Source organism: Burkholderia pyrrocinia, assembly GCF_003330765.1.
Taxonomy (GTDB): domain Bacteria; phylum Pseudomonadota; class Gammaproteobacteria; order Burkholderiales; family Burkholderiaceae; genus Burkholderia; species Burkholderia pyrrocinia_B.
Genome location: NZ_CP024902.1, coordinates 1820811 through 1838623 on the forward strand (window position 1 = coordinate 1820811; position 17813 = coordinate 1838623).

At 66.8% G+C, this 17813-nt stretch carries 21 protein-coding genes; 11 read left to right on the plus strand and 10 right to left on the minus strand.

Annotated features, from left to right (window positions below):
* The first annotated feature begins 71 nt into the window (after window positions 1–71).
* Together CUJ89_RS08830 and CUJ89_RS08835 are read left to right on the plus strand one after the other, a co-directional pair.
* On the plus strand, window positions 72–611 hold the full coding sequence (locus CUJ89_RS08830) for an aspartyl-tRNA synthetase (protein WP_114176992.1): 540 nt from the start codon (window positions 72–74) through the stop codon (window positions 609–611).
* A 166-nt stretch (window positions 612–777) separates the two neighbouring features.
* On the plus strand, window positions 778–1251 hold the full coding sequence (locus tag CUJ89_RS08835; protein WP_114176993.1) for a VOC family protein: 474 nt from the start codon (window positions 778–780) through the stop codon (window positions 1249–1251).
* A 66-nt stretch (window positions 1252–1317) separates the two neighbouring features.
* Here the strand turns inward: CUJ89_RS08835 and CUJ89_RS38840 are convergent, their stop codons facing one another.
* Complete coding sequence (locus tag CUJ89_RS38840; RefSeq protein WP_265341754.1) at window positions 1318–1449, minus strand: hypothetical protein; 132 nt, start codon at window positions 1447–1449, stop codon at window positions 1318–1320.
* A 175-nt stretch (window positions 1450–1624) separates the two neighbouring features.
* Between CUJ89_RS38840 and CUJ89_RS08840 the strand changes: the two genes are divergently transcribed.
* Window positions 1625–1852, plus strand: coding sequence for a hypothetical protein (locus CUJ89_RS08840; RefSeq protein ID WP_114176994.1), 228 nt, complete (start codon window positions 1625–1627; stop codon window positions 1850–1852).
* A 159-nt stretch (window positions 1853–2011) separates the two neighbouring features.
* Here CUJ89_RS08840 and CUJ89_RS08845 read toward each other — a convergent pair whose 3' ends face one another.
* Window positions 2012–2635, minus strand: coding sequence for a phospholipase D family protein (locus CUJ89_RS08845; protein WP_114176995.1), 624 nt, complete (start codon window positions 2633–2635; stop codon window positions 2012–2014).
* A 329-nt stretch (window positions 2636–2964) separates the two neighbouring features.
* On the minus strand, window positions 2965–3453 hold the full coding sequence (locus tag CUJ89_RS08850; protein WP_114176996.1) for a winged helix-turn-helix transcriptional regulator: 489 nt from the start codon (window positions 3451–3453) through the stop codon (window positions 2965–2967).
* 168 nt (window positions 3454–3621) lie between these two features.
* On the opposite strand from CUJ89_RS08850, the gene CUJ89_RS08855 reads away from it, so the two are divergent.
* Both CUJ89_RS08855 and CUJ89_RS08860 read left to right on the plus strand, forming a co-directional pair.
* Window positions 3622–4059: a PaaI family thioesterase gene (locus tag CUJ89_RS08855; protein ID WP_114176997.1), complete on the plus strand. Its 438-nt coding sequence runs from the start codon at window positions 3622–3624 to the stop codon at window positions 4057–4059.
* A gap of 147 nt (window positions 4060–4206) precedes the next feature.
* Window positions 4207–5259 carry an NADP(H)-dependent aldo-keto reductase gene (locus tag CUJ89_RS08860; RefSeq protein WP_114176998.1) on the plus strand — a complete coding sequence of 351 codons (1053 nt, stop codon included), beginning with the start codon at window positions 4207–4209 and terminating at the stop codon, window positions 5257–5259.
* A gap of 77 nt (window positions 5260–5336) precedes the next feature.
* On the opposite strand, the gene CUJ89_RS08865 is transcribed toward CUJ89_RS08860, so the two are convergent.
* The gene (locus tag CUJ89_RS08865; protein ID WP_114176999.1) at window positions 5337–6623 is read right to left on the minus strand and encodes an MFS transporter; all 1287 of its coding nucleotides are present in this window, start codon (window positions 6621–6623) and stop codon (window positions 5337–5339) included.
* 35 nt (window positions 6624–6658) lie between these two features.
* On the minus strand, window positions 6659–8080 hold the full coding sequence (locus CUJ89_RS08870) for a M20 family metallopeptidase (RefSeq protein ID WP_114177000.1): 1422 nt from the start codon (window positions 8078–8080) through the stop codon (window positions 6659–6661).
* Window positions 8081–8245: 165 nt separating this feature from the next.
* Here CUJ89_RS08870 and CUJ89_RS08875 point away from each other — a divergent pair, with 165 nt between their 5' ends.
* The 4 genes from CUJ89_RS08875 (at window position 8246) to CUJ89_RS08890 (ending at window position 11969) form a co-directional block, all read left to right on the plus strand.
* Window positions 8246–9199, plus strand: a complete 954-nt coding sequence (locus CUJ89_RS08875) for a LysR family transcriptional regulator (protein ID WP_114177001.1) — start codon at window positions 8246–8248, stop codon at window positions 9197–9199.
* Between the two features lie 63 nt (window positions 9200–9262).
* The gene (gene mnmH, locus CUJ89_RS08880) at window positions 9263–10390 is read left to right on the plus strand and encodes a tRNA 2-selenouridine(34) synthase MnmH (RefSeq protein WP_114177002.1); all 1128 of its coding nucleotides are present in this window, start codon (window positions 9263–9265) and stop codon (window positions 10388–10390) included.
* Window positions 10387–11445: a permease gene (locus CUJ89_RS08885; protein ID WP_114177003.1), complete on the plus strand. Its 1059-nt coding sequence runs from the start codon at window positions 10387–10389 to the stop codon at window positions 11443–11445. Before mnmH ends, CUJ89_RS08885 begins: the two co-directional genes overlap by 4 nt.
* A 101-nt stretch (window positions 11446–11546) precedes the next feature.
* On the plus strand, window positions 11547–11969 hold the full coding sequence (locus tag CUJ89_RS08890; protein ID WP_201752222.1) for a hypothetical protein: 423 nt from the start codon (window positions 11547–11549) through the stop codon (window positions 11967–11969).
* 37 nt (window positions 11970–12006) lie between these two features.
* On the opposite strand, the gene CUJ89_RS08895 is transcribed toward CUJ89_RS08890, so the two are convergent.
* Both CUJ89_RS08895 and nodI read right to left on the minus strand, forming a co-directional pair.
* A complete protein-coding gene (locus CUJ89_RS08895) occupies window positions 12007–12840 on the minus strand; it encodes an ABC transporter permease (RefSeq protein WP_114177004.1) in 834 nt (277 codons plus the stop codon).
* A 6-nt stretch (window positions 12841–12846) separates the two neighbouring features.
* Entirely contained in the window at window positions 12847–13761 is a 915-nt protein-coding gene (gene nodI / locus CUJ89_RS08900; RefSeq protein ID WP_114177005.1) for a nodulation factor ABC transporter ATP-binding protein NodI, read from the minus strand.
* A gap of 337 nt (window positions 13762–14098) precedes the next feature.
* Here nodI and CUJ89_RS08905 point away from each other — a divergent pair, with 337 nt between their 5' ends.
* On the plus strand, window positions 14099–14596 hold the full coding sequence (locus CUJ89_RS08905) for a universal stress protein (protein ID WP_114177006.1): 498 nt from the start codon (window positions 14099–14101) through the stop codon (window positions 14594–14596).
* 72 nt (window positions 14597–14668) lie between these two features.
* On the opposite strand, the gene CUJ89_RS08910 is transcribed toward CUJ89_RS08905, so the two are convergent.
* Genes CUJ89_RS08910 through lexA form a run of 3 tightly spaced genes read right to left on the minus strand, consistent with a single transcriptional unit; the run spans window position 14669 to window position 16433 of the window.
* Window positions 14669–15382 carry a DUF2939 domain-containing protein gene (locus tag CUJ89_RS08910; protein ID WP_114177007.1) on the minus strand — a complete coding sequence of 238 codons (714 nt, stop codon included), beginning with the start codon at window positions 15380–15382 and terminating at the stop codon, window positions 14669–14671.
* Window positions 15383–15411: 29 nt separating this feature from the next.
* A complete protein-coding gene (locus tag CUJ89_RS08915) occupies window positions 15412–15747 on the minus strand; it encodes a hypothetical protein (protein WP_114177008.1) in 336 nt (111 codons plus the stop codon).
* A gap of 38 nt (window positions 15748–15785) precedes the next feature.
* Entirely contained in the window at window positions 15786–16433 is a 648-nt protein-coding gene (gene lexA, locus CUJ89_RS08920) for a transcriptional repressor LexA (protein ID WP_114177009.1), read from the minus strand.
* Between the two features lie 264 nt (window positions 16434–16697).
* Between lexA and CUJ89_RS08930 the strand changes: the two genes are divergently transcribed.
* A complete protein-coding gene (locus CUJ89_RS08930; RefSeq protein WP_114177010.1) occupies window positions 16698–17735 on the plus strand; it encodes a sulfate ABC transporter substrate-binding protein in 1038 nt (345 codons plus the stop codon).
* The last annotated feature ends 78 nt before the right edge of the window (window positions 17736–17813 follow it).

Here is a 17813-nt window from a genome sequence, read left to right on the forward strand (position 1 = left end):
CTTTCGGTCCATTCACGGAGCCTTGATATGGCGCCCGACCTCGGTGGGCCGATTGCCGTCGACGCGAGTCATTGAACGACGAACGCGAAACGAACGATTCCAACTGGCACGTCGATCCCGTCGCGGGAACGGTAACCGGCCCGTTGCCGGTGACGCTGGCGGTCGACAGCCGGAGCCTGAAAAGAAGGGCGGCCGTCTGCACGGTGCTGGCCGCGGCGAGCATGGGCGGTTATGCGGCCGCCCCGACACTCTGGCCCGTGGCGGCGCTGGCCGTGTTGCTGGCGCTGGCGGGCGCAGCCTTCTTCGTCGCGTCGCGGCGCAGGATGGCGCTGCATATCGACGAGACGGGCTTCAGACTGATCGGCTCCGCGCGTGAAAAGGCCGTCACGCAATGGCGCGACGTCATCGAATTCCGGATCATCAGCGTCGCCGGAAATCGTTACATCGGCTACCAGTTCTCGGCGCATTCGTCGCGCACCAAGGTGCCGGGTGGCGTGATGCTGCCGATTTCCCGGTTCGCCGATCTTCCGCTCGACGCGGTGGCCGGATTGCTGGAGGCCTGCCGCCGGCAGTTCGGCGTGCCTGACGACCGGGCCAACCGAACGGGCTGACGACGCCCGATGCGGGTGACCTGCGCGACCCGCCACTAAAGAAAACAAAAAATTGTCGGGCGCCGTGTCGATTTCCGTCGGGTTCGTCCGTCGTAGCATCGGAGGCGTGCGCATCGCGCGTCCGTCCCGTTCTCCGATACGACAACCGACTGAAGGAGCGACACCCATGTCCACGTCCGTCAAACCGATCCCGGAAGGGATGCGCACGCTGACGCCGCACCTGATCTGCGCCGGTGCAGTTGCAGCCATCGACTTCTACAAGCGCGCATTCAATGCGAGCGAACAGTTTCGTCTGGCGATGCCTGATGGCAGGCTCGCGCATGCGTGCCTCGTGATTGGCGATTCGACACTGATGCTGGTGGATGAAATGCCCGAGCACGGCGCGCTCGGGCCGAAGGCGCTGAAAGGCACGGCGGTCTGTCTGCACCTGTACGTGCCGGACACCGATGCGGCGATCGCGAAGGCTGTCGCGGCCGGCGCGACGGTCACGATACCGGCCGCCGACATGTTCTGGGGCGATCGCTACGGACAGGTCGAGGATCCGTTCGGGCATCGCTGGTCGCTCGCGACGCATCAGCGCGACCTGACGCCCGAGCAGATCGCGGAGGCGATGAGCAGCGCGCCGCCGTGCGGGAGCTGACGCAGCCGCGCAACCGTAGTTGAACGGCAGGGCGGCGGCAAGCGCATGTGCCTGGTTCGCCCGCGGTTACGCGCCGGCCGCCTTGTCGCGCTGCTTGTTCTCGTACATCCGGTGATCGGCCGATGCGAGCAGGTCGCTGTCGCGCAGCGCGCCGGTCAGCGTATCGGCGAATGCCCTGAGCGAGCGTCGCCAAGTCACAAGGCTGGCGACGGGCACTTTCGGCGCTGTCTGGATCGATACAGATGCGGTGACAAGCGTGCACCATGGGCCTGCGTTTCGTTCCGATGTGGAATCGGATGCGCGATGCCTCAAGGTGCTCGGCGCGGTGCCGTAAACAGGACGAGTCCAATCGTTCATCGCATCCCATCGCACCATGGTTCGAATTCTGTACGCGGGTTATCTCGCGTTTGCGCTGTATCTTCTTTACCCGATGGTTCAGAACACGCTGGCATTCAGCACGGATTGCGTGCGCAGCGCGCTGCCGGGCGGCGCCCAGGGCTTGTCGACGTCTTCGGCAAGCGGCGTGGACGGGCACGCGAACCGCTGTGCGCCGACCACGCAGGTCGGTGCCGCGACTGGACGGATGCCTGAAATCCATTGAGCGCGGCGGACCGTCGCGCGTGTCGTTCGATGCGAGAGACGGCGTGCTGGCCATTCGGCCGAATTGAACCTCGCGCCACGCTCGCCGATCATCTGCAACGCGGCGGATCGAATGCGAGGTGTCGAGAGCCGGGTGAAAGCGTGCGACGTGCGACGTGCGTCAGTAGCTGGAGCGGTACGGCGCGCCCTGGTCGAAGCGGCTTTGCCAGTGCGTGAGGTAGCGCGACGCGAGTTGCGGATTGTTCCACACCACGACGACGTTCTCGGAATTGCGGCTGGCCGCCGACGCGCTGTAGTTGAACGAACCCGTTTCGACGTGCTCGGCATCGATCACGAGGTACTTGTCGTGATGGATCGCATAGGCATCGATCGTGCGTGTCGGGATGCCGGCGTTGACGAGCAGGTTCAGCGCCTGCTTGCTGCTCTTTGCGCGGTTGCCTTTGTCGTCGACGACCACGGCAACATTGACGCCGCGCCGCTTTGCGGCGAGCAGTGCGCGCGTGACGGGCGGCGACGTGAACGAATAGGCGGCGACGCGGATCGAGCTGCGCGCGGCGCCGATCGCTTTCAGCACGAGCGCCTCGGCGCCGCCGTCGGGCGAGAACGCCGATTCGACAACCTGTGTCGCGGGTGCTTCGTGGGTGGGCGCCGGCAGCCATCGCGACACGAAGTCGATCGCCTGCTGGAGCAGCGATTCACTTTGCGTCTTGCCGAAGGCGGCGAACGGTGTGGCGAGCAGGGAAGCGGCGAGACAGGCGGCGGCGAGGCGATTGCGCGACAACATCTTGGACAGCGAATAATTTCGAGACAGCGGGCCGTGAGTGTAACGCAGACGTGGCGGCCCGGTCACGTGCGGATGCGAAGGGATTGCCTGCGCGATGATCGGCGGTGGCGGAGGCGATGACGCAAAGTTGCGTTGCGCGGCATCTGAGTGTGCGAGCAGGTCGATCGGTGGATCTTGCTGACGACGGTATGCGATTGCGCATGCTGATGCGGAATATCGGTGTGCCAGCAATGCACGAGCGCAGTCGGGCGTGCTCGGTGGGCCCGTGATAGAGAGGAGCGTGCAAAAAACGGCGCGTGTGCGTCAGCCGGCCATGCACGCGCCGCGCGTCATTCCTTGACCGCAGGCGCTCCGGCTTCATCGAGCGCGATCCATCCGGGCCCGGGCTCCGGCTGCACGTCGCGTGCGTCGAGCGGTTCGCCGCAGGCCGAGCACACGGTCACCGCGTGCATCAACTGGCCGCAGGTACGGTGGCGCAATTGCAGCGGCGGCCCCTGGCCGTCATCCTTCCAGCGGTCGCCCCACGCCATCAGCGCGAGGAGGGCCGGGTAGAGGTCGAGGCCCTTTTCCGTCAGCCGGTATTCGAAGCGCGGCGGGCGCTCCTGATACGCGCGCTTGACCAGCACACCTTCGTCGACGAGCCGCGCAAGCCGCTCGGCCAGGACATGACGCGTGAGGCCGAGCTGGGCCTGGAACGCGTCGAAGCGGCGGCAGCCGAGGAACGCGTTGCGGAGGATCAGCATGGTCCAGCGATCGCCGAGTACGGCGAGCGTGCGTGCAACCGAACAGTTCAGCGTGCCGATGTCATCCCATTTCATCGTCGTGTCTCTTGGGCGGTTCAGCGAAATAGCGGGTTCGATTATAGAACCCGCCTTCGGTTGCGGCGGGCGCGGCTGCATTGACAACGGCCGGCATCGTTGTCAATAATAAGTTCCAATTTAGAACTTACTCGCGCGGCGACGCGCTTTCAACCCGGAGACAACCCGATGAATCCGCTTTCCCTGTCTGGCCTCGATCTGCTGCGCGCCGCAGCGGCGGGCGATGTGCCGCTCGCATCGATTTCCGAGACGATCCCGATGCGTCCGCTGGACGTCGAGCTCGGCTATGTGAAGTTTTCGGCGCGTGCGGATGGCCGGCACCTGAATCCGCTCGGCGGCGTGCACGGCGGGTTCGCCGCGACGGTGCTCGATTCGGTCACGGGTTGCGCGGTGCATTCGATGCTCGACGCGGGCATCGGCTATGGCACGGTCGATCTGCATGTGAAGATGCTGCGGCCCGTGCCGCGCGACGTCGATCTGATCGCGGAAGGGCGCGTGATTCACCTGTCGCGTTCGCTGGGCGTGGCGGAGGGCACGCTGAAGACGCCGGACGACAAGATCGTCGCGCATGCGTCGGCGACCTGCTTCATTCAGCGGCCGCAGTAACGGAAGGCGGCAAGGCTGTCGTCCGCGCCGGCGCTTGAACAGTCATGGCGGCGCCGAAGGCCGCCCGTAAGCGTACGCAGCGCGCGTCTGAAGCGGATGCTTCAATGTGATAGCGTTCCTGCTTTCCACCGACGCGACAGGAACAGCATGGAATACCGCACACTCGGCGATTCGGGCATCGAGGTCAGCCTGGTCGGTCTCGGCACGATGACGTGGGGCGAGCAGAATTCGGAGCGCGACGCGCACGAGCAGATCGACTACGCGATCGGGCAGGGCGTGACGTTGATCGATGCCGCGGAGATGTATCCGGTGCCGCCGAAGCCCGACACGCAGGGGCGCACCGAGCAGTACATCGGCACCTGGCTCGCGCAGCATCGCGCGCAGCGCGACCGCATCGTGCTCGCAACGAAGATCGCGGGGCCGGCGCGGCAGCCGCACAATCCGCGCCATATTCGCGGCGCGGGCAACCAGTTCGACCGCAAGAACCTGACCGAGGCACTCGACGGCAGTCTCAAGCGCCTGCAGACCGACTATGTCGATCTCTACCAGTTGCACTGGCCCGATCGCAGCACGACGACGTTTGGCCGTCCCGCCTATCCGTGGGTCGACGACGCGTATACGGTGCCGATCGAGGAAACGCTCGGCGTGCTCGCGGAATTCGTGAAAGCCGGCAAGGTGCGCGCGATCGGCGTGTCGAACGAAACGCCATGGGGCGTCGCGCAGTTCCTGTGCGCGGCCGAGCAGTCCGGGCTGCCGCGCATCGCGAGCATCCAGAATCCGTACAGCCTGCTGAACCGCACGTTCGAGAACGGGCTGTCGGAATTCACGCATCGCGACGGTGTCGGCCTGCTCGCGTATTCGCCGCTCGCGTTCGGCTGGCTGTCCGGCAAGTACGAGAACGGCGCGCGTCCGGCCGGCGCGCGCATTACGCTGTTCGAGCGCTTCCAGCGCTACAGCAAGCCGCAGGCCGTCGAGGCGACGTCGCGTTACGTCTCGCTCGCGCAGCGTCACGGGCTGTCGCCCGCGCAGCTCGCGCTGGCGTTCGTCAACAGCCGGCCATTCGTGCGCAGTAACCTGGTCGGTGCGACGTCGCTCGAGCAATTGAAGGAGAACATCGGCAGCATCGACGTGAAGCTGTCCGACGAGATCCTCGCCGAGATCGACGCGCTGCACGAACTGCAGCCGAACCCGGCGCCGTAAACGGCGTGCGGCCTGCGCGGCAGCGATGCCGCGACGGGCCGCGTCGGCGGCGCATGGCTGCGCCGTCGTTGGTTTCGTTACCGCATCTTGAGCCGTGTGCGAGCAACGAACAGCGCGGCGAGGCTCAGCAGCGCGCAGCCCATCAGATAGAGTGCCGGCGACAGCCGGTTGCCGGTCGTGCTGATCAGCCAGGTGATGACGAACGGCGCGAAGCCGCCGAACAGCGTGACGCCCGTGTTGTAGCTGACCGCGAGCCCCGTTGCGCGCGTCTGCGACGGGAACAGCTCGGCCATCAGTGCCGGCAGCGCGCCGCAGTACATTGCCTTCAGCGCACCGATCCAGACCAGTGCGGCGAGCATCGTCGCGAACGACGCGTGGCGCGTGAGCCACGCGAACGTCGGCAACACGGTGACGAGCATCAGGACGGCCGCGACCGCCATCATGCGGATCCGCCCGGTGCGATCGGACAGATGGCCGACGACCGGCGTGGCGAGCGTCAGCACGAAGCCGGTCGCGAGCGTCGCCGCGAAGCCCGTCGACGCGGGCAGCCCGAGCTGCTTGATCGCATAGGTCGGCATGTACAGCACCATGTAGTTGATCGCGGTCGAGATCACCAGCGCGCCGATCGACAGCAGCAGCCGCAACTTCTGGTCCGCGAACAGCTCGCGCACGGGCGCTTCGGAGCGTGCCTGCGTCTTGAACTCGACGCCTTCGTCGACGTAGCGTCGGATGTACAGGCCGATCGGGCCGATCGCGAGACCGAACAGGAACGGCACGCGCCAGCCCCAGCTTTCGAGTTGCGCGGGTGTCAGCGTGGTCGTCAGCAGTGCGCCGAAGCCCGACGCGAGCAGCGTCGCGAGGCCCTGGCTCGCGAACTGCCAGCTCGACATGAAGCCGCGCCGCTGCGGTGCGTGCTCGACGAGGAACGCGGTCGAACTCGCGAATTCGCCGCCCGCGGAAAAGCCCTGCATCAGCCGCGACAGCATGATCCCGAGCGGCGCGAGCATGCCGATCGATGCGTAGGTCGGCATCAGCGCGATCAGCAGCGTGCCGACCATCATCATCGCGATCGACAGCAGCAGCGACGCCTTGCGGCCCGAGCGGTCCGCGTACGCGCCGAGCACGAAACCGCCGATCGGCCGGATCAGGTAGGACAGCCCGAACGTGCCGAGTGTCAGCATCAGCGACGTCGCTTCGCTCGACGCGGGGAAGAACAGCTTGGCGATCGTCACCGCGAAGAAGCCGTAGACGATCAGGTCGAACCATTCGAGCGCGTTGCCGATCGACGCCGCGAAGATGATGCGCCGGATCTTCGCGGCGCTGGGGCGGGCGGCTTCCTGCGAGGTCAGGGTGGTCGTATTCATCGTGTGTGTGCAGGTCCCGTGAAAGGGGCGAAGCGTTACAGGGCGGCGTCGGCCGCGGCGGGCGCCGCGCGGCGAACGGGTGGCGCGTCGTCGCCGAGATCCCAGAAGAGGCCGGCCATCATCTGCAGCCCCTCGCTGACGACGCTCGCGAGCAGGTGCTCGTCGGGTGCGTGCTGCGAGCATGCCGGGTACGAGTGCGGCACCCAGAGCGTCGGCAGCCCGAGCGTGTCGGCGAACACTTCGTTCGGCAGCGTGCCGCCGAGATTCGGCAGGATCGCGGGCTTCTTGCCGGTGGTTCGAGCAAGCGACGCGACGGCCCAGCGGACCCACGGATCGTCCGGCGGCACGCGCGTCGCCGGTGCGCCGCGTTCGACGTCGATCTCGATGTCGCCGAAGCCGTGCGCGTCGAGGTGCGCGCGCAGGTGCGCATGCAGCGCTTCCCAGTCGGTGCCGACGACGAAGCGCAACTGGCAGTGTGCATACGCGACGGGCGGGATCGCATTGACGGGGTGCTCGGGATTGCCGGCCTTGAACGCGAGGATCTCGAACGTGTTCCAGCCGAACACGCGCTCGGCCGCGGAGAGGCCGGGCTCGCCCCAGTCGGCGTCGAGCGCCGGATCGCCGGGGCCGCCGCCGACGGACAGGTCGGCGAGTGCGTCGCGCACGGCAGCCGGGATCGGCGGCGGGCGCAGCCCCGCGACGCGAATCGCGCCGCGCGCGTCGACGAGGCTCGCGAGCGCATGCGCGAGCACGATCGCCGGATTGCGCAACAGCCCGCCCCAGTTACCTGAGTGATGCGCGCCGTCGCGGGCGCGCAGGCTCAGCCTGAAGTTGACCGAGCCGCGCGAGCCGAGGAACACGGTCGGGCGCGCGGCGGCGATGCGCGGGCCGTCGGACGCGATCAGCACGTCGGCCGCGAGCGCATCGCGCTCCTGGCGGCACAGCGCGTCGAGACCCGGCGACCCCGTTTCCTCGCCCATCTCGATCAGCAGCTTCGCATTGAAGCCGAGCCGGCCGCCGCGCGCATCGAGCACGCTCGCCAGCGCAGCCAGGTTGATCGTGTGCTGGCCCTTGTTGTCGGCGCTGCCGCGGCCGTACCAGCGATCGCCGTCGGCCGTCAGCGTCCATGGCGACAGCGGCGCGCGCCACTGCGCGTCGTAGCCGCGCACGACGTCGCCGTGGCCGTAGATCAGCACGGTCGGCAGCGCGTCGTCTTCGTGGCGCGACGCAAGCAGGAACGGGCCGCCGCCGTCGACGGGGTTGTCGACGATCCGCGACGTGAAGCCGAGGGCTGCGGCCTCGGGCGCGATCTCGTCGGTCAGGTACGCGCGCAGCGCGGCACCGCTGTCGCTTTCCTGGCTTTCGGTGCGCAGGCCGACGCGGCGGCTCAGGGTCGTGAAGAACGCACCGGATTCGAACTGGTTCAGCGCGTGCTGGATGGCGGCGGTACGGCTCAAGTCGTGTCTCCTCTGTCGGGTTCGCTACGCGCGCGGACCGCACGTGCAGCGTGAAGTGCGATCGATTCTAGAAAGCCGTTTTTTTTGTCACAATGATCGAATTTCGAACCTTTCTTTGCCGAAAAGGCAAAGCAGCGTGGCCGGGAGCGGCGCGGAGACAGAACGATGGCGGCTTTCCTGCATGGCCTGGCGTTGCGGTATTTCGTCGAAGTGGCGCGCACCGGCTCGATCAGCGATGCGTCCACGCGGCTGCACGTGGCCGTGTCGGCGATCAGCCGCCAGATCGCGAAGCTCGAAAGCGAGCTCGGCGCGCCGCTGTTCGAGCGCCGGCCGCGCGGGATGGCGCTGTCGGAGGCCGGCGAACGGCTGCTGGCGTTCGCGCAGCGCAGCCTGCTGGAGGCCGAGCACGTGATGAAGGACATCGGCGGGCTCGACGCACTGCACGGCAGCCTGCTGAAGATCGCGTGCTCGGAAGGGTTCGCGATCGATTTCCTGCCCGGCGCGCTCGCGCGCTTCAAGGCGCGCCACCCGGGCGTGGATTTCTCCGTGTGGGTCGTGTCGCCGGCGGACGCGACGCGGCGCGTGCGCGACGGCGATGCGGACATCGCATTGACTTTCAGCCTTGCGCCGGAGAAGGGCGTGCGCGTCGAGCACACCGAGCGCGCGCCGATCTTCGCGCTGGTGCGGCACGACCATCCGCTCGCGACGCGCGACGCGGTGTCGCTCGCCGATGTCGCGCGTCACCCGCACGTGCTGCCCGAGGCGGGCACGACGGTGCGCCAGCTGATCGACATCGCGTGCGCGCTCGACGGGCTGCTGCTCGAGCCCGAACTGACGAGCAACAACACGGCGGCGATGTACGGCTACGCGCGGCGCACGGGCGCGGTGATGTTCACGGGACTGCTGTCGGTGCGCGACCGCTGCGACGCGGACGGCTTTGTCGTCGTGCCCGTGACGAACCCGCAGCTTCGCGAGCGCAGCATCCAGGTGCAGACGATGGCGGGGCGAGATCTGCCCGCGTCGGTACGGGCGTTTCGCGACCATCTGATCGACGCGATGCAGGTCGCATCGTTGCCGCCGGCCGCCGCGCGCGGCCCGAGACGCCGGCCCGTGAGATAATCGTCAATCCGCCTTCCACGCCCATACGGCTCACCGAGCCGCATCGCCCCTGTTCGACGCAAATTGAAGAACCTGATTGTCACCCTCGATCGCGTCGGCGAGTTCGACGAGATCATCGACGTGCGCACGCCGCTCGAGTTCGCCGAGGACCATATTCCCGGCGCGCTGAACGCGCCCGTGCTCAGCAACGAAGAGCGCGTGCTCGTCGGCACGATGTACCGCCAGGTGTCGCCCTACGAGGCGACGCGCGTCGGCGCGGCGATCGTCGCGCGCAACATCGCACGCCATCTCGACACGACGTTCGCCGACCGTCCGCGCAACTGGCGGCCGCTGATCTACTGTTGGCGCGGCGGCAAGCGCTCGGGCTCGATGACGGCCTGGTTCAACCTGATCGGCTGGCAGGCACGCCAGCTCGACGGCGGGTACAAGGCGTACCGCCGCTCGGTGTGCGCGACGCTCGACACGTTGCCGACACGCTTTCGCTACATCGCGCTTGTCGGCCATACCGGCTGCGGCAAGACGCGCCTGCTGAACGCGTTGCGCGACGCGGGCGCGCAGACGCTCGATCTCGAGGCGCTCGCGTGCCATCGCGGCTCGTTGCTCGGCGCGTTGCCGGGCACGCCGCAACCGTCGCAGAAGGGGTTCGATTCGGGGCTCGTCGAAACGCTTGGGCGTTTCGACCCCGAATGGCCGGTATTCGTCGAATCGGAAAGCCGCAGGATCGGGCTCGTGCAGTTGCCGATCGCGCTGCTCGACGCGTTTCATGCGGGGCCGTGGGTGCAGGTCGACGCAGCGCACGACGAGCGCATCGCATTCCTCCTCGACGATTACGCCCACCTGTTCGACGAACCGGCCGCGTTCAAGGCGCAGCTCCATCGGCTGATCGGCCTGCACAGCCGCGAAGAGGTGGCGCACTGGAACGCGCTGATCGATGCGAACGCGCGGGCCGAACTGTTCACCACGCTGATCGACAAGCATTACGATCCCGCCTATGCGCGCACCTACCGTGCGTCGTACAACAAGCCGAACCGGGCGCTGACGTTCGTTTTCCGGCCCAACGCGGCCGACGTGCGCGATCAGGCGCGCACGCTGCTGGCCCGGCTCGCGCAGGCCGGCTTGGCCGCGTCGGCCGCGCTGGCGGCAGGCGCGGGATCCGACACCGATAAAGACCAATCGAATACCACACGATGACGACCACACGCACCCAACCCAATCCGGCCCTCGGCTGGATGACCTTCCTGCTGATCGCGGTCGCGGGACTGTTCTATGTGAAATGGTTCCCGTACTACAACAAGGCGTTCGTTGCCGCCGAGCATCATTCGATCGGCCAGTCGATCCTGATGGGCACGTCGGCGGCCGCACCCGAGCCGTCGCTGAAGGCCGCGCTCGACTACGCGTGGGCGTACGGCAAGGCGATCTGGCAGGCGATGGTGCTCGGCCTGCTGCTCGGTTCGGCCGTGCAGGCGCTGCTGCCCGCGCACTGGGTCGCGCGTGTGCTCGGCCGTACGGGGTTCGGCAGCGTCGCCGCGGGCGGCCTGCTGTCGCTGCCCGGGATGATGTGCACGTGCTGCGCGGCGCCGGTCGTCGCGGGCCTGCGTGAGCGCCATGCATCGCCGGGCGGCGCGGTCGCGTTCTGGCTCGGCAACACGGTGCTGAACCCGGCGGCGCTGGTCTTCATGGGCTTCGTGCTCGGCTGGCACTGGAGCGCGCTGCGCCTCGTGCTCGGCATCGCGATGGTGTTCGGGATCGGCTATCTGCTGAACCGCATTGCGCGTCCTGAAGACCGCAGCATCGACGATGCGCAGCTCGCCGCGCTGGCGGCCGAGCAGGCCGCGGCCGGCAATCCGTTCGTCCGCTGGGTGAAGCTGCTCGCGCGCATGGCCGTGCGGCTCGTGCCCGAATACATCGTGCTCGTGCTGCTGCTCGGCGCCGCGCGCGCATGGCTGTTCCCGCATATCGGCCCGGACATCGGCAATCATCTCGGCTGGATCGTCGCGTTCGCGGTTGCGGGCATGCTGTTCGTGATCCCGACGGCCGGCGAGGTGCCGATCATCCAGGCGATGTTGTCGCTCGGCATGGGCGTCGGCCCGGCCGCCGCGCTGCTGATGACGCTGCCGCCGATCAGCGTGCCGTCGCTCGCGATGCTCGCGCGTTCGTTCAAACCTTACATGCTGGCGATCGTCGCGACCCTCGTCGTCGTGTTCGGGATCGTGAGCGGCTTGCTCGCGGTCGCGTTCGGGTTCTGACGCGCGCGAGCGGCGCGCCAATCGGGCGCGATCGTCGTATTCATCCGGCGCCGCCGCTTCACGTGTGCGGCGCCCTTTACAAGAAGCAAACAGGAAAACGCATGACCCAACCGAAGATCCATCCTCGACTCGAAAAGGCGCTGACGCGCGGCGATCTCGCGATCCGCCAGGCCAATTCCGCGCGGGCGACTGCCGTGCTGAACGCACTCGGCACGATGATCATCGAGGCCTCCGCAACGATCGGCGTCGACGCCAGCATCGACATTCCGCAGGGCGACCGCATTTACGATCCCGTCAACGGCCTGTGGCCGCAGAAGATGCTGGTGTCGTTCGACGGCCCGGTGGACGAAGCCGATTCGGAAGAGCTGCGTGCGGTCTATCTGGTCGCCGACGATCCGGGCACGCAGTTCCGCGTCGAATGGCATCGCGCGGACGGCAAGCTCGGCCGCCAGGAAGGCGGCCCGCTCGCGACCGTCGCGTTCCTGACGGACGTCGAGATCCCGTGGAGCGACGACGACGAGTGACGTCGTGGCATGAAGCCGGCGCCGGGTGCGCCGGCCGTCAGCGCATCATCCGCCGCCGGAACAGCCACGCGGACAGCAGGAATCCGCCGACCGCGTAGCCGACGAGCACTGCGATATGCAGGGCGACGTCGGTCGCTGGCCGGCCGAGCATCGCGGGCCGGATCAGCTCGACCGCATTCGCGAGCGGCAGCGCGTGCGCCGCGTGCTGCGCGATCGCCGGCAGCTGCGTGATCGGGAAGAACACGCCCGACAGCAGCAGCATCGGCGTCAGCACGAGCGTCTGATAGAACATGAAGAAATCGTAGGACGGCGCGAGCGCCGTGACGATCATCGCGATGCTTGCAAACGCGAGGCCCGCGAGCGCGATCACGGGCAGCGCCGCGAGCATCGACGGAAACCGCGCATAGCCGAGCGCGCCCGCGACGAGCATGATCGCGGCCCCCGACAGCATCGCCTTGCTGGCACCCCAGACGATCTCGCCGAGCACGATGTCGCCGAGCGCGAGCGGCGTATGCATGATTGCTTCCCAAGTGCGCTGCACGTGCATCCGCGAGAAGCCCGAATACATCGACTCGAAGCTCGCGGACATCATCACGCTCGACCCGACCGTGCCGGCCGCGAGGAACGCGATATACGACACGCCGTCGACATGGCCGAGCATCAGGCCGAGCCCGAAACCGAGCCCGAACAGATAGATCATCGGATCGGCAAGATTGCCGAACATCGACGCGAGCGCGAGCTTGCGCCAGACGAGATAGTTGCGCCGCCATACGGCGACCCAGTTGGTTGCGTTCGCGGGCATCGCGATCGCGAAGCGTGACTCGCGCGGCGGTGCGGACGGTGCGGCGGCGGAATAGTTGCGGACGTCCATGATCGATCAGTCCTGCATTTCGCGGCCCGTGAGCCGCAGGAACACATCTTCCAGATTGGCCGGGCGATGCAGATAGCGCAACCCCGGGCGACCCTTGAGTCGCGCGCTGAGCGGTTCGGGGTCGCTCACGTAGCAGAACAGCGTCTCGCCGCTGATCTCGGTGTGCTTCGCGAACGCCGACAGCTCGTCGCGCAGTGTGGCCGGATCGGGCCCGTAGATCTCGATCACGTCGCAGCCGATCTCCGATTCGATCAGCGCGTGCGGCGCGCCTTCGGCGATCTTGCGGCCTTCCTCGATCACGCACAGGCGGTCGCACAGGCGTTCGGCTTCTTCCATGAAATGCGTGGTGATCAGGATCGTCTTGCCGCGCGCGAGCAGCGAGCGCAGCCGCTCCCACATCAGGTGCCGCGCCTGCGGATCGAGGCCCGTCGTCGGCTCGTCGAGCACCAGCACGTCGGGATCGTTGACAAGCGCGCGGGCGAGCGTGAGGCGGCGCTTCATGCCGCCCGACAGCTCGCCGACCTTCGCATCTGCCTTGTTCTCGAGCTTCGCGAATTCGAGCAGCGGTTGCACGAGCGCGCGGGCAGCCTGCGCCGACATCCCGAAATAGCGGCTGAACACGAGCAGGTTCTCGCGCACGGTGAAGTCGGGGTCGAGATTGTCGAACTGCGGGACGACACCGACGCGCTGGCGCGCGTGCCGCGCACGCGATGGAACCGGTTCGCCACACAGCGAAATGGTGCCCGCATCGGGATGCGCGAGGCCGAGCAGCATCTTCAGCGTCGTGGTCTTGCCGGCGCCGTTCGGCCCGAGCAGTCCGTAGCATTCGCCGGCCTGCACGTTGAAGGACAGGCCGTTGACGACGAGCTTGTCGCCATAGCGCTTTTCGACGTTCCGTAAATCGATCGGTGCGACGGACATGGGCATGTTGTCGTTGTAAGCGGGCGCGGAAGCGTTCCGCGGCCGGATGCATGGCCGGTTTGCGAACGGATCGGGCGAATGCGTGTCACACGGGCATAACCGAAGCGCACGCCGCCGGCGCCTTGTGGCTCGCTGGAGTACGAACGGGCCATTCTAGTGCATCGGCTGCGTCTCTTCAGGGCATGCCTGCACGGTGCGATGCATGCGCGCGCCGATCGTGCACCGCATCATCGCGCACGCGCCGAGCGGGGCGAATCAGCGTTTTCCATCCCTTGCGTCCTGAATTGCGGCGCACCATGATGAATGCGTAGGCTCGTTGTCGCGATAGGGAGGTTTCATGGCTAGCTACAACAAGATTTTGCTGTGTTACGACGGCTCGCTCGAAGGGCGCAAGGCATTGCGTTGCGGCGCCAATCTCGCAATGGACCTGAAGGCGGAAACGCACTTGCTGTCGGTCGTCGACATGCGCTCGAGCATTGCACAAAGCGCGGGTTTGCTGACCGACGTCGCGTGCGGCCGATTCGAGGAAACCGCGCGTGAAATCCTGCAGGAAGGGGTGAACTGGCTGCGCGAGCGCGGCGTGCAGGCCGAAGGCCATTTCGCGTTCGGCTATCCGATCGACGAAATCGCGAATCTTGCGAGGGAGCTGAAGGTCGACCTCGTTGTCGTCGGCCACCGGTGCCGCAGCGGGCTGTCGAGATGGTGGATGGGGTCGGGCAATACGCAACTGCTCGATCGCGTGAATTGCAGCATTCTGGTTGCGTGTTCGTCGGCGGAAGAGCAGAAGGCCGAAATCGCGCGCGAGCGTGAAGCGGCCACGGCGAACGGTAAATGACGCAATAACGAATCGCCCGACGATTCGCGCCGGTCAGGCGCCGCGCCGCATCAGCGGCGCGGGCGCGATCCGCTACGCATGCAGGTTGATCGCGGACAACTTCCACGAGAACAAGCCGAAGCGGTGGAATATTGCCGCATAGCGCGTGCCGTCGGCACTGCGCTGGTAGGTCACGACGAATTCGTCGACATTCCGGTAGCCGGCACTGGTTTGCTGCTGGGGCGGATGCGTTGCCGCGCCCGGGCTTGCCGGTGCGGCAGCGGCCGGAGCCGGTGATGACGCAGCCGCGGCGGCCGCATTGCTGCCCGGAGCGGCTGCGCTCGCCGGAGCCGGATTGGCCGGCGGTGCGGCCGGCGTGTTTCCCGGTGCATTGCCTTGCGGCAGATTCGACCATTCGGGTGGACGCTCGCCCGGATTGCCGCGTGGCGGCAATCCGCTCATTAGCGCGGCCACGCCCTCCGGGGTCGCGTACGCATCGACCAGCGGGCCGATCAGCGCGGACCCGATCAGCGCACCAATCACCGCGAACGGATTGTTTTTCTTCACCGCGTCGATCCGGCGCATCAACTCTTCCGTGACCTGCTGCTTCAGGCTGATGCGCAGCGACGGAAAATCGACATATTCACTGATGGCCTGCGCATCGCGCGCATCGATCGCCGATTTCAGGCGGCCGAGCGCGACGTACGGCGACGCGTATGCATAGCCCATCGCCGCAATGACGGCGACGGCCAGCACGATGATCAGCAGGGGCTTGAGCCGCCATGCGCGGCCCGAAGATCCAGTCACGTTGCCTCCGGTGCGGGAATGTTCCGCAATCAGAGACCGCCTTGCGTGGCCGATCGTTCCTCTGCGATGCAGTGATCGATCATCCGGCACACGGCATCGATCGTGCCGACCATGATCAGGCGCGAACGGCCGTGATAGACGCGCACCGGCGCGCGGCGCGCAGGTTCCGCGTGATTCAGGCCGGCGTTCAGCGAGACCCGCGCGAAAGCGGGGAGCGCCGACGGCAGCAGGGACGCCTGCCGTTCGACTGCGACTTCTTCTTCCACAGGCGCCGCCGCGGACAGCGGTGCGCAGGGCGTGCGGCCGCGCAGATGACGCAGGCGACCGAATTGACGGAAAGGCAGCAGACGGGCAAGGCGTTCCATGATGTTCTCCTCAGCGAGACGGAATGCGAGACGGAATGTCAGAGTTCGCCCGAGCGGATCAGCCCGACGGCGATGCCTTCCAGCGCGAATTCCGCGCTGCCGGCCTTGACGAAGATGTTTTCGTAATCCGGGTTCTCCGCGATCAGCTCGAGACCGCCCGGCCGGCGCATCAGGCGCTTGACCGTGACGTCGTCGCCGAGACGCGCGACGATGATCTGGCCGTCCTTCGCTTCCGTGCGCTTCTGCACGGCGAGGAGGTCGCCGTCGAGAATGCCGGCGTCGCGCATCGACAGGCCGCGCACCTTCAGCAGGTAGTCGGGCTTGCTGGAGAACAGCGCGGGATCGCACGCGTAATGCTTCGAGATGTGTTCCTGCGCGAGGATCGGGCTACCGGCCGCGACGCGACCGACGAGCGGCAGCGACAACTGCATCAGGCCGGCGTGCGGCAGCGTGAACTGGTGCGGGGAATCGTCGAGGCCGAGCAGGCGGATGCCGCGCGACGCGCCGGCGGCCAGCTCGATCACGCCCTTGCGCGCCAATGCGCGCAGGTGCTCCTCGGCTGCATTCGGCGAGCTGAAACCCAGTTCGGCCGCGATCTCGGCGCGGGTGGGCGGGAATCCGGAGCGCTCGATCGCGCGACGGATCAAGTCGAATACTTGCTGCTGGCGGGCGGTGAGTTTGGTCATGGCTGAACTGTATGGATAGACAGTGAACTGTATTTTTATACAGTACTTCGCAAATTTCAAGTGTTACGTGAGGTTCGACGCGATCACGCCGGTTCCGGCGCGATTTCGCGACGTCCGGACGCCGGTTCATCTGCCGCAACCGTCCATCCCGTATGCGTTAGCACTTTTGAGTATTAAAAAATGAAGAACGATTATTTTTAATCATGTAACCCGTTCGCTAGACTGGCCCGACATCGCAAGACCGACAAAACTGGAGAACCAAGGATGGCGAAGCGCAATACGGGGCTGGTGGGCGGAGTGGGCCGCCTGATCGCAACACTCGCGCTGGGCGCGGCGGCGGCGCTGGGCGTCGCGACGCATGCCCAGGCCGATACGACCTTCCTGAACGTGTCGTACGACCCGACGCGCGAGCTGTATCAGGACTTCAACCAGGCGTTCGGCAAGGAATGGAAGGCGAAGACGGGCGAGACCGTCAACTTCAAGCAGTCGCACGGCGGTTCGGGCGCGCAGGCGCGCTCGGTGCTCGACGGCCTGCAGGCCGACGTCGTCACGCTGGCGCTCGCGTACGACATCGACGCGCTCGCGAACAAGGGGCTCGTCAACAAGGACTGGCAGAAGCGCCTGCCCGACAACGCGTCGCCGTACACGTCGACGATCGTGTTTCTCGTGCGCAAGGGCAATCCGAAGGGGATCAAGGACTGGGACGACCTGACCAGGCCGGGCATCTCGATCGTCACGCCGAACCCGAAGACGTCAGGCGGCGCGCGCTGGAACTACCTGGCCGCGTGGGCGTATGCGGTGCACAAGCCGGGCGGCAACGAGCAGGCGGCGAAGGCGTTCGTCACGAAGCTCTACAAGAACGCGGGCGTGCTCGATTCGGGCGCGCGTGGCGCGACGACGAGCTTCGTGCAGCGCGGGATCGGCGACGTGCTGATCGCATGGGAAAACGAGGCATTCCTGTCGGTCAAGGAATTCGGCACCGACAAGTTCGAGATCGTCGTGCCGTCGGTGAGCATCCTGGCCGAGCCGCCCGTCGCGGTGGTCGACAAGGTGGTCGACAAGAAGGGCACGCGCAAGCTGGCCGACGCTTACCTGAACTTCCTGTACAGCCCGCAGGGCCAGGAGATCGCGGCGCGCAACTACTACCGGCCGCGTTCGAAGAACGTGCCGGCGGAACTGACGAAGCAGTTCCCGAAGCTGAAGCTGTACACGGTCGACGACACGTTCGGCGGCTGGACGAATGCGCAGAAGACGCATTTCGCGGACGGCGGCGTGTTCGATTCGATCTACAAGCCGCAGTAACGCCATAACGACAGCGGCGCGCCACGACAGCGCGCCGCATCCCCGGCGGCCCGCCGGCGCGAGATTCACCGCGCCGGC

Excerpts from the sequence above, each read along its gene's own strand:
- CUJ89_RS08835 (WP_114176993.1), top strand. The coding sequence starts at position 778 with ATGTCCACGTCCGTCAAACCGATCCCGGAAGGGATGCGCACGCTGACG.
- CUJ89_RS08840 (WP_114176994.1), top strand. The coding sequence starts at position 1,625 with ATGGTTCGAATTCTGTACGCGGGTTATCTCGCGTTTGCGCTGTATCTT.
- CUJ89_RS08845 (WP_114176995.1), bottom strand. The coding sequence starts at position 2,635 with ATGTTGTCGCGCAATCGCCTCGCCGCCGCCTGTCTCGCCGCTTCCCTG.
- CUJ89_RS08850 (WP_114176996.1), bottom strand. The coding sequence starts at position 3,453 with ATGAAATGGGATGACATCGGCACGCTGAACTGTTCGGTTGCACGCACG.
- CUJ89_RS08855 (WP_114176997.1), top strand. The coding sequence starts at position 3,622 with ATGAATCCGCTTTCCCTGTCTGGCCTCGATCTGCTGCGCGCCGCAGCG.
- CUJ89_RS08860 (WP_114176998.1), top strand. The coding sequence starts at position 4,207 with ATGGAATACCGCACACTCGGCGATTCGGGCATCGAGGTCAGCCTGGTC.
- CUJ89_RS08865 (WP_114176999.1), bottom strand. The coding sequence starts at position 6,623 with ATGAATACGACCACCCTGACCTCGCAGGAAGCCGCCCGCCCCAGCGCC.
- CUJ89_RS08875 (WP_114177001.1), top strand. The coding sequence starts at position 8,246 with ATGGCGGCTTTCCTGCATGGCCTGGCGTTGCGGTATTTCGTCGAAGTG.
- CUJ89_RS08885 (WP_114177003.1), top strand. The coding sequence starts at position 10,387 with ATGACGACCACACGCACCCAACCCAATCCGGCCCTCGGCTGGATGACC.
- CUJ89_RS08890 (WP_201752222.1), top strand. The coding sequence starts at position 11,547 with ATGACCCAACCGAAGATCCATCCTCGACTCGAAAAGGCGCTGACGCGC.
- CUJ89_RS08895 (WP_114177004.1), bottom strand. The coding sequence starts at position 12,840 with ATGGACGTCCGCAACTATTCCGCCGCCGCACCGTCCGCACCGCCGCGC.
- nodI (WP_114177005.1), bottom strand. The coding sequence starts at position 13,761 with ATGTCCGTCGCACCGATCGATTTACGGAACGTCGAAAAGCGCTATGGC.
- CUJ89_RS08905 (WP_114177006.1), top strand. The coding sequence starts at position 14,099 with ATGGCTAGCTACAACAAGATTTTGCTGTGTTACGACGGCTCGCTCGAA.
- CUJ89_RS08915 (WP_114177008.1), bottom strand. The coding sequence starts at position 15,747 with ATGGAACGCCTTGCCCGTCTGCTGCCTTTCCGTCAATTCGGTCGCCTG.
- lexA (WP_114177009.1), bottom strand. The coding sequence starts at position 16,433 with ATGACCAAACTCACCGCCCGCCAGCAGCAAGTATTCGACTTGATCCGT.
- CUJ89_RS08930 (WP_114177010.1), top strand. The coding sequence starts at position 16,698 with ATGGCGAAGCGCAATACGGGGCTGGTGGGCGGAGTGGGCCGCCTGATC.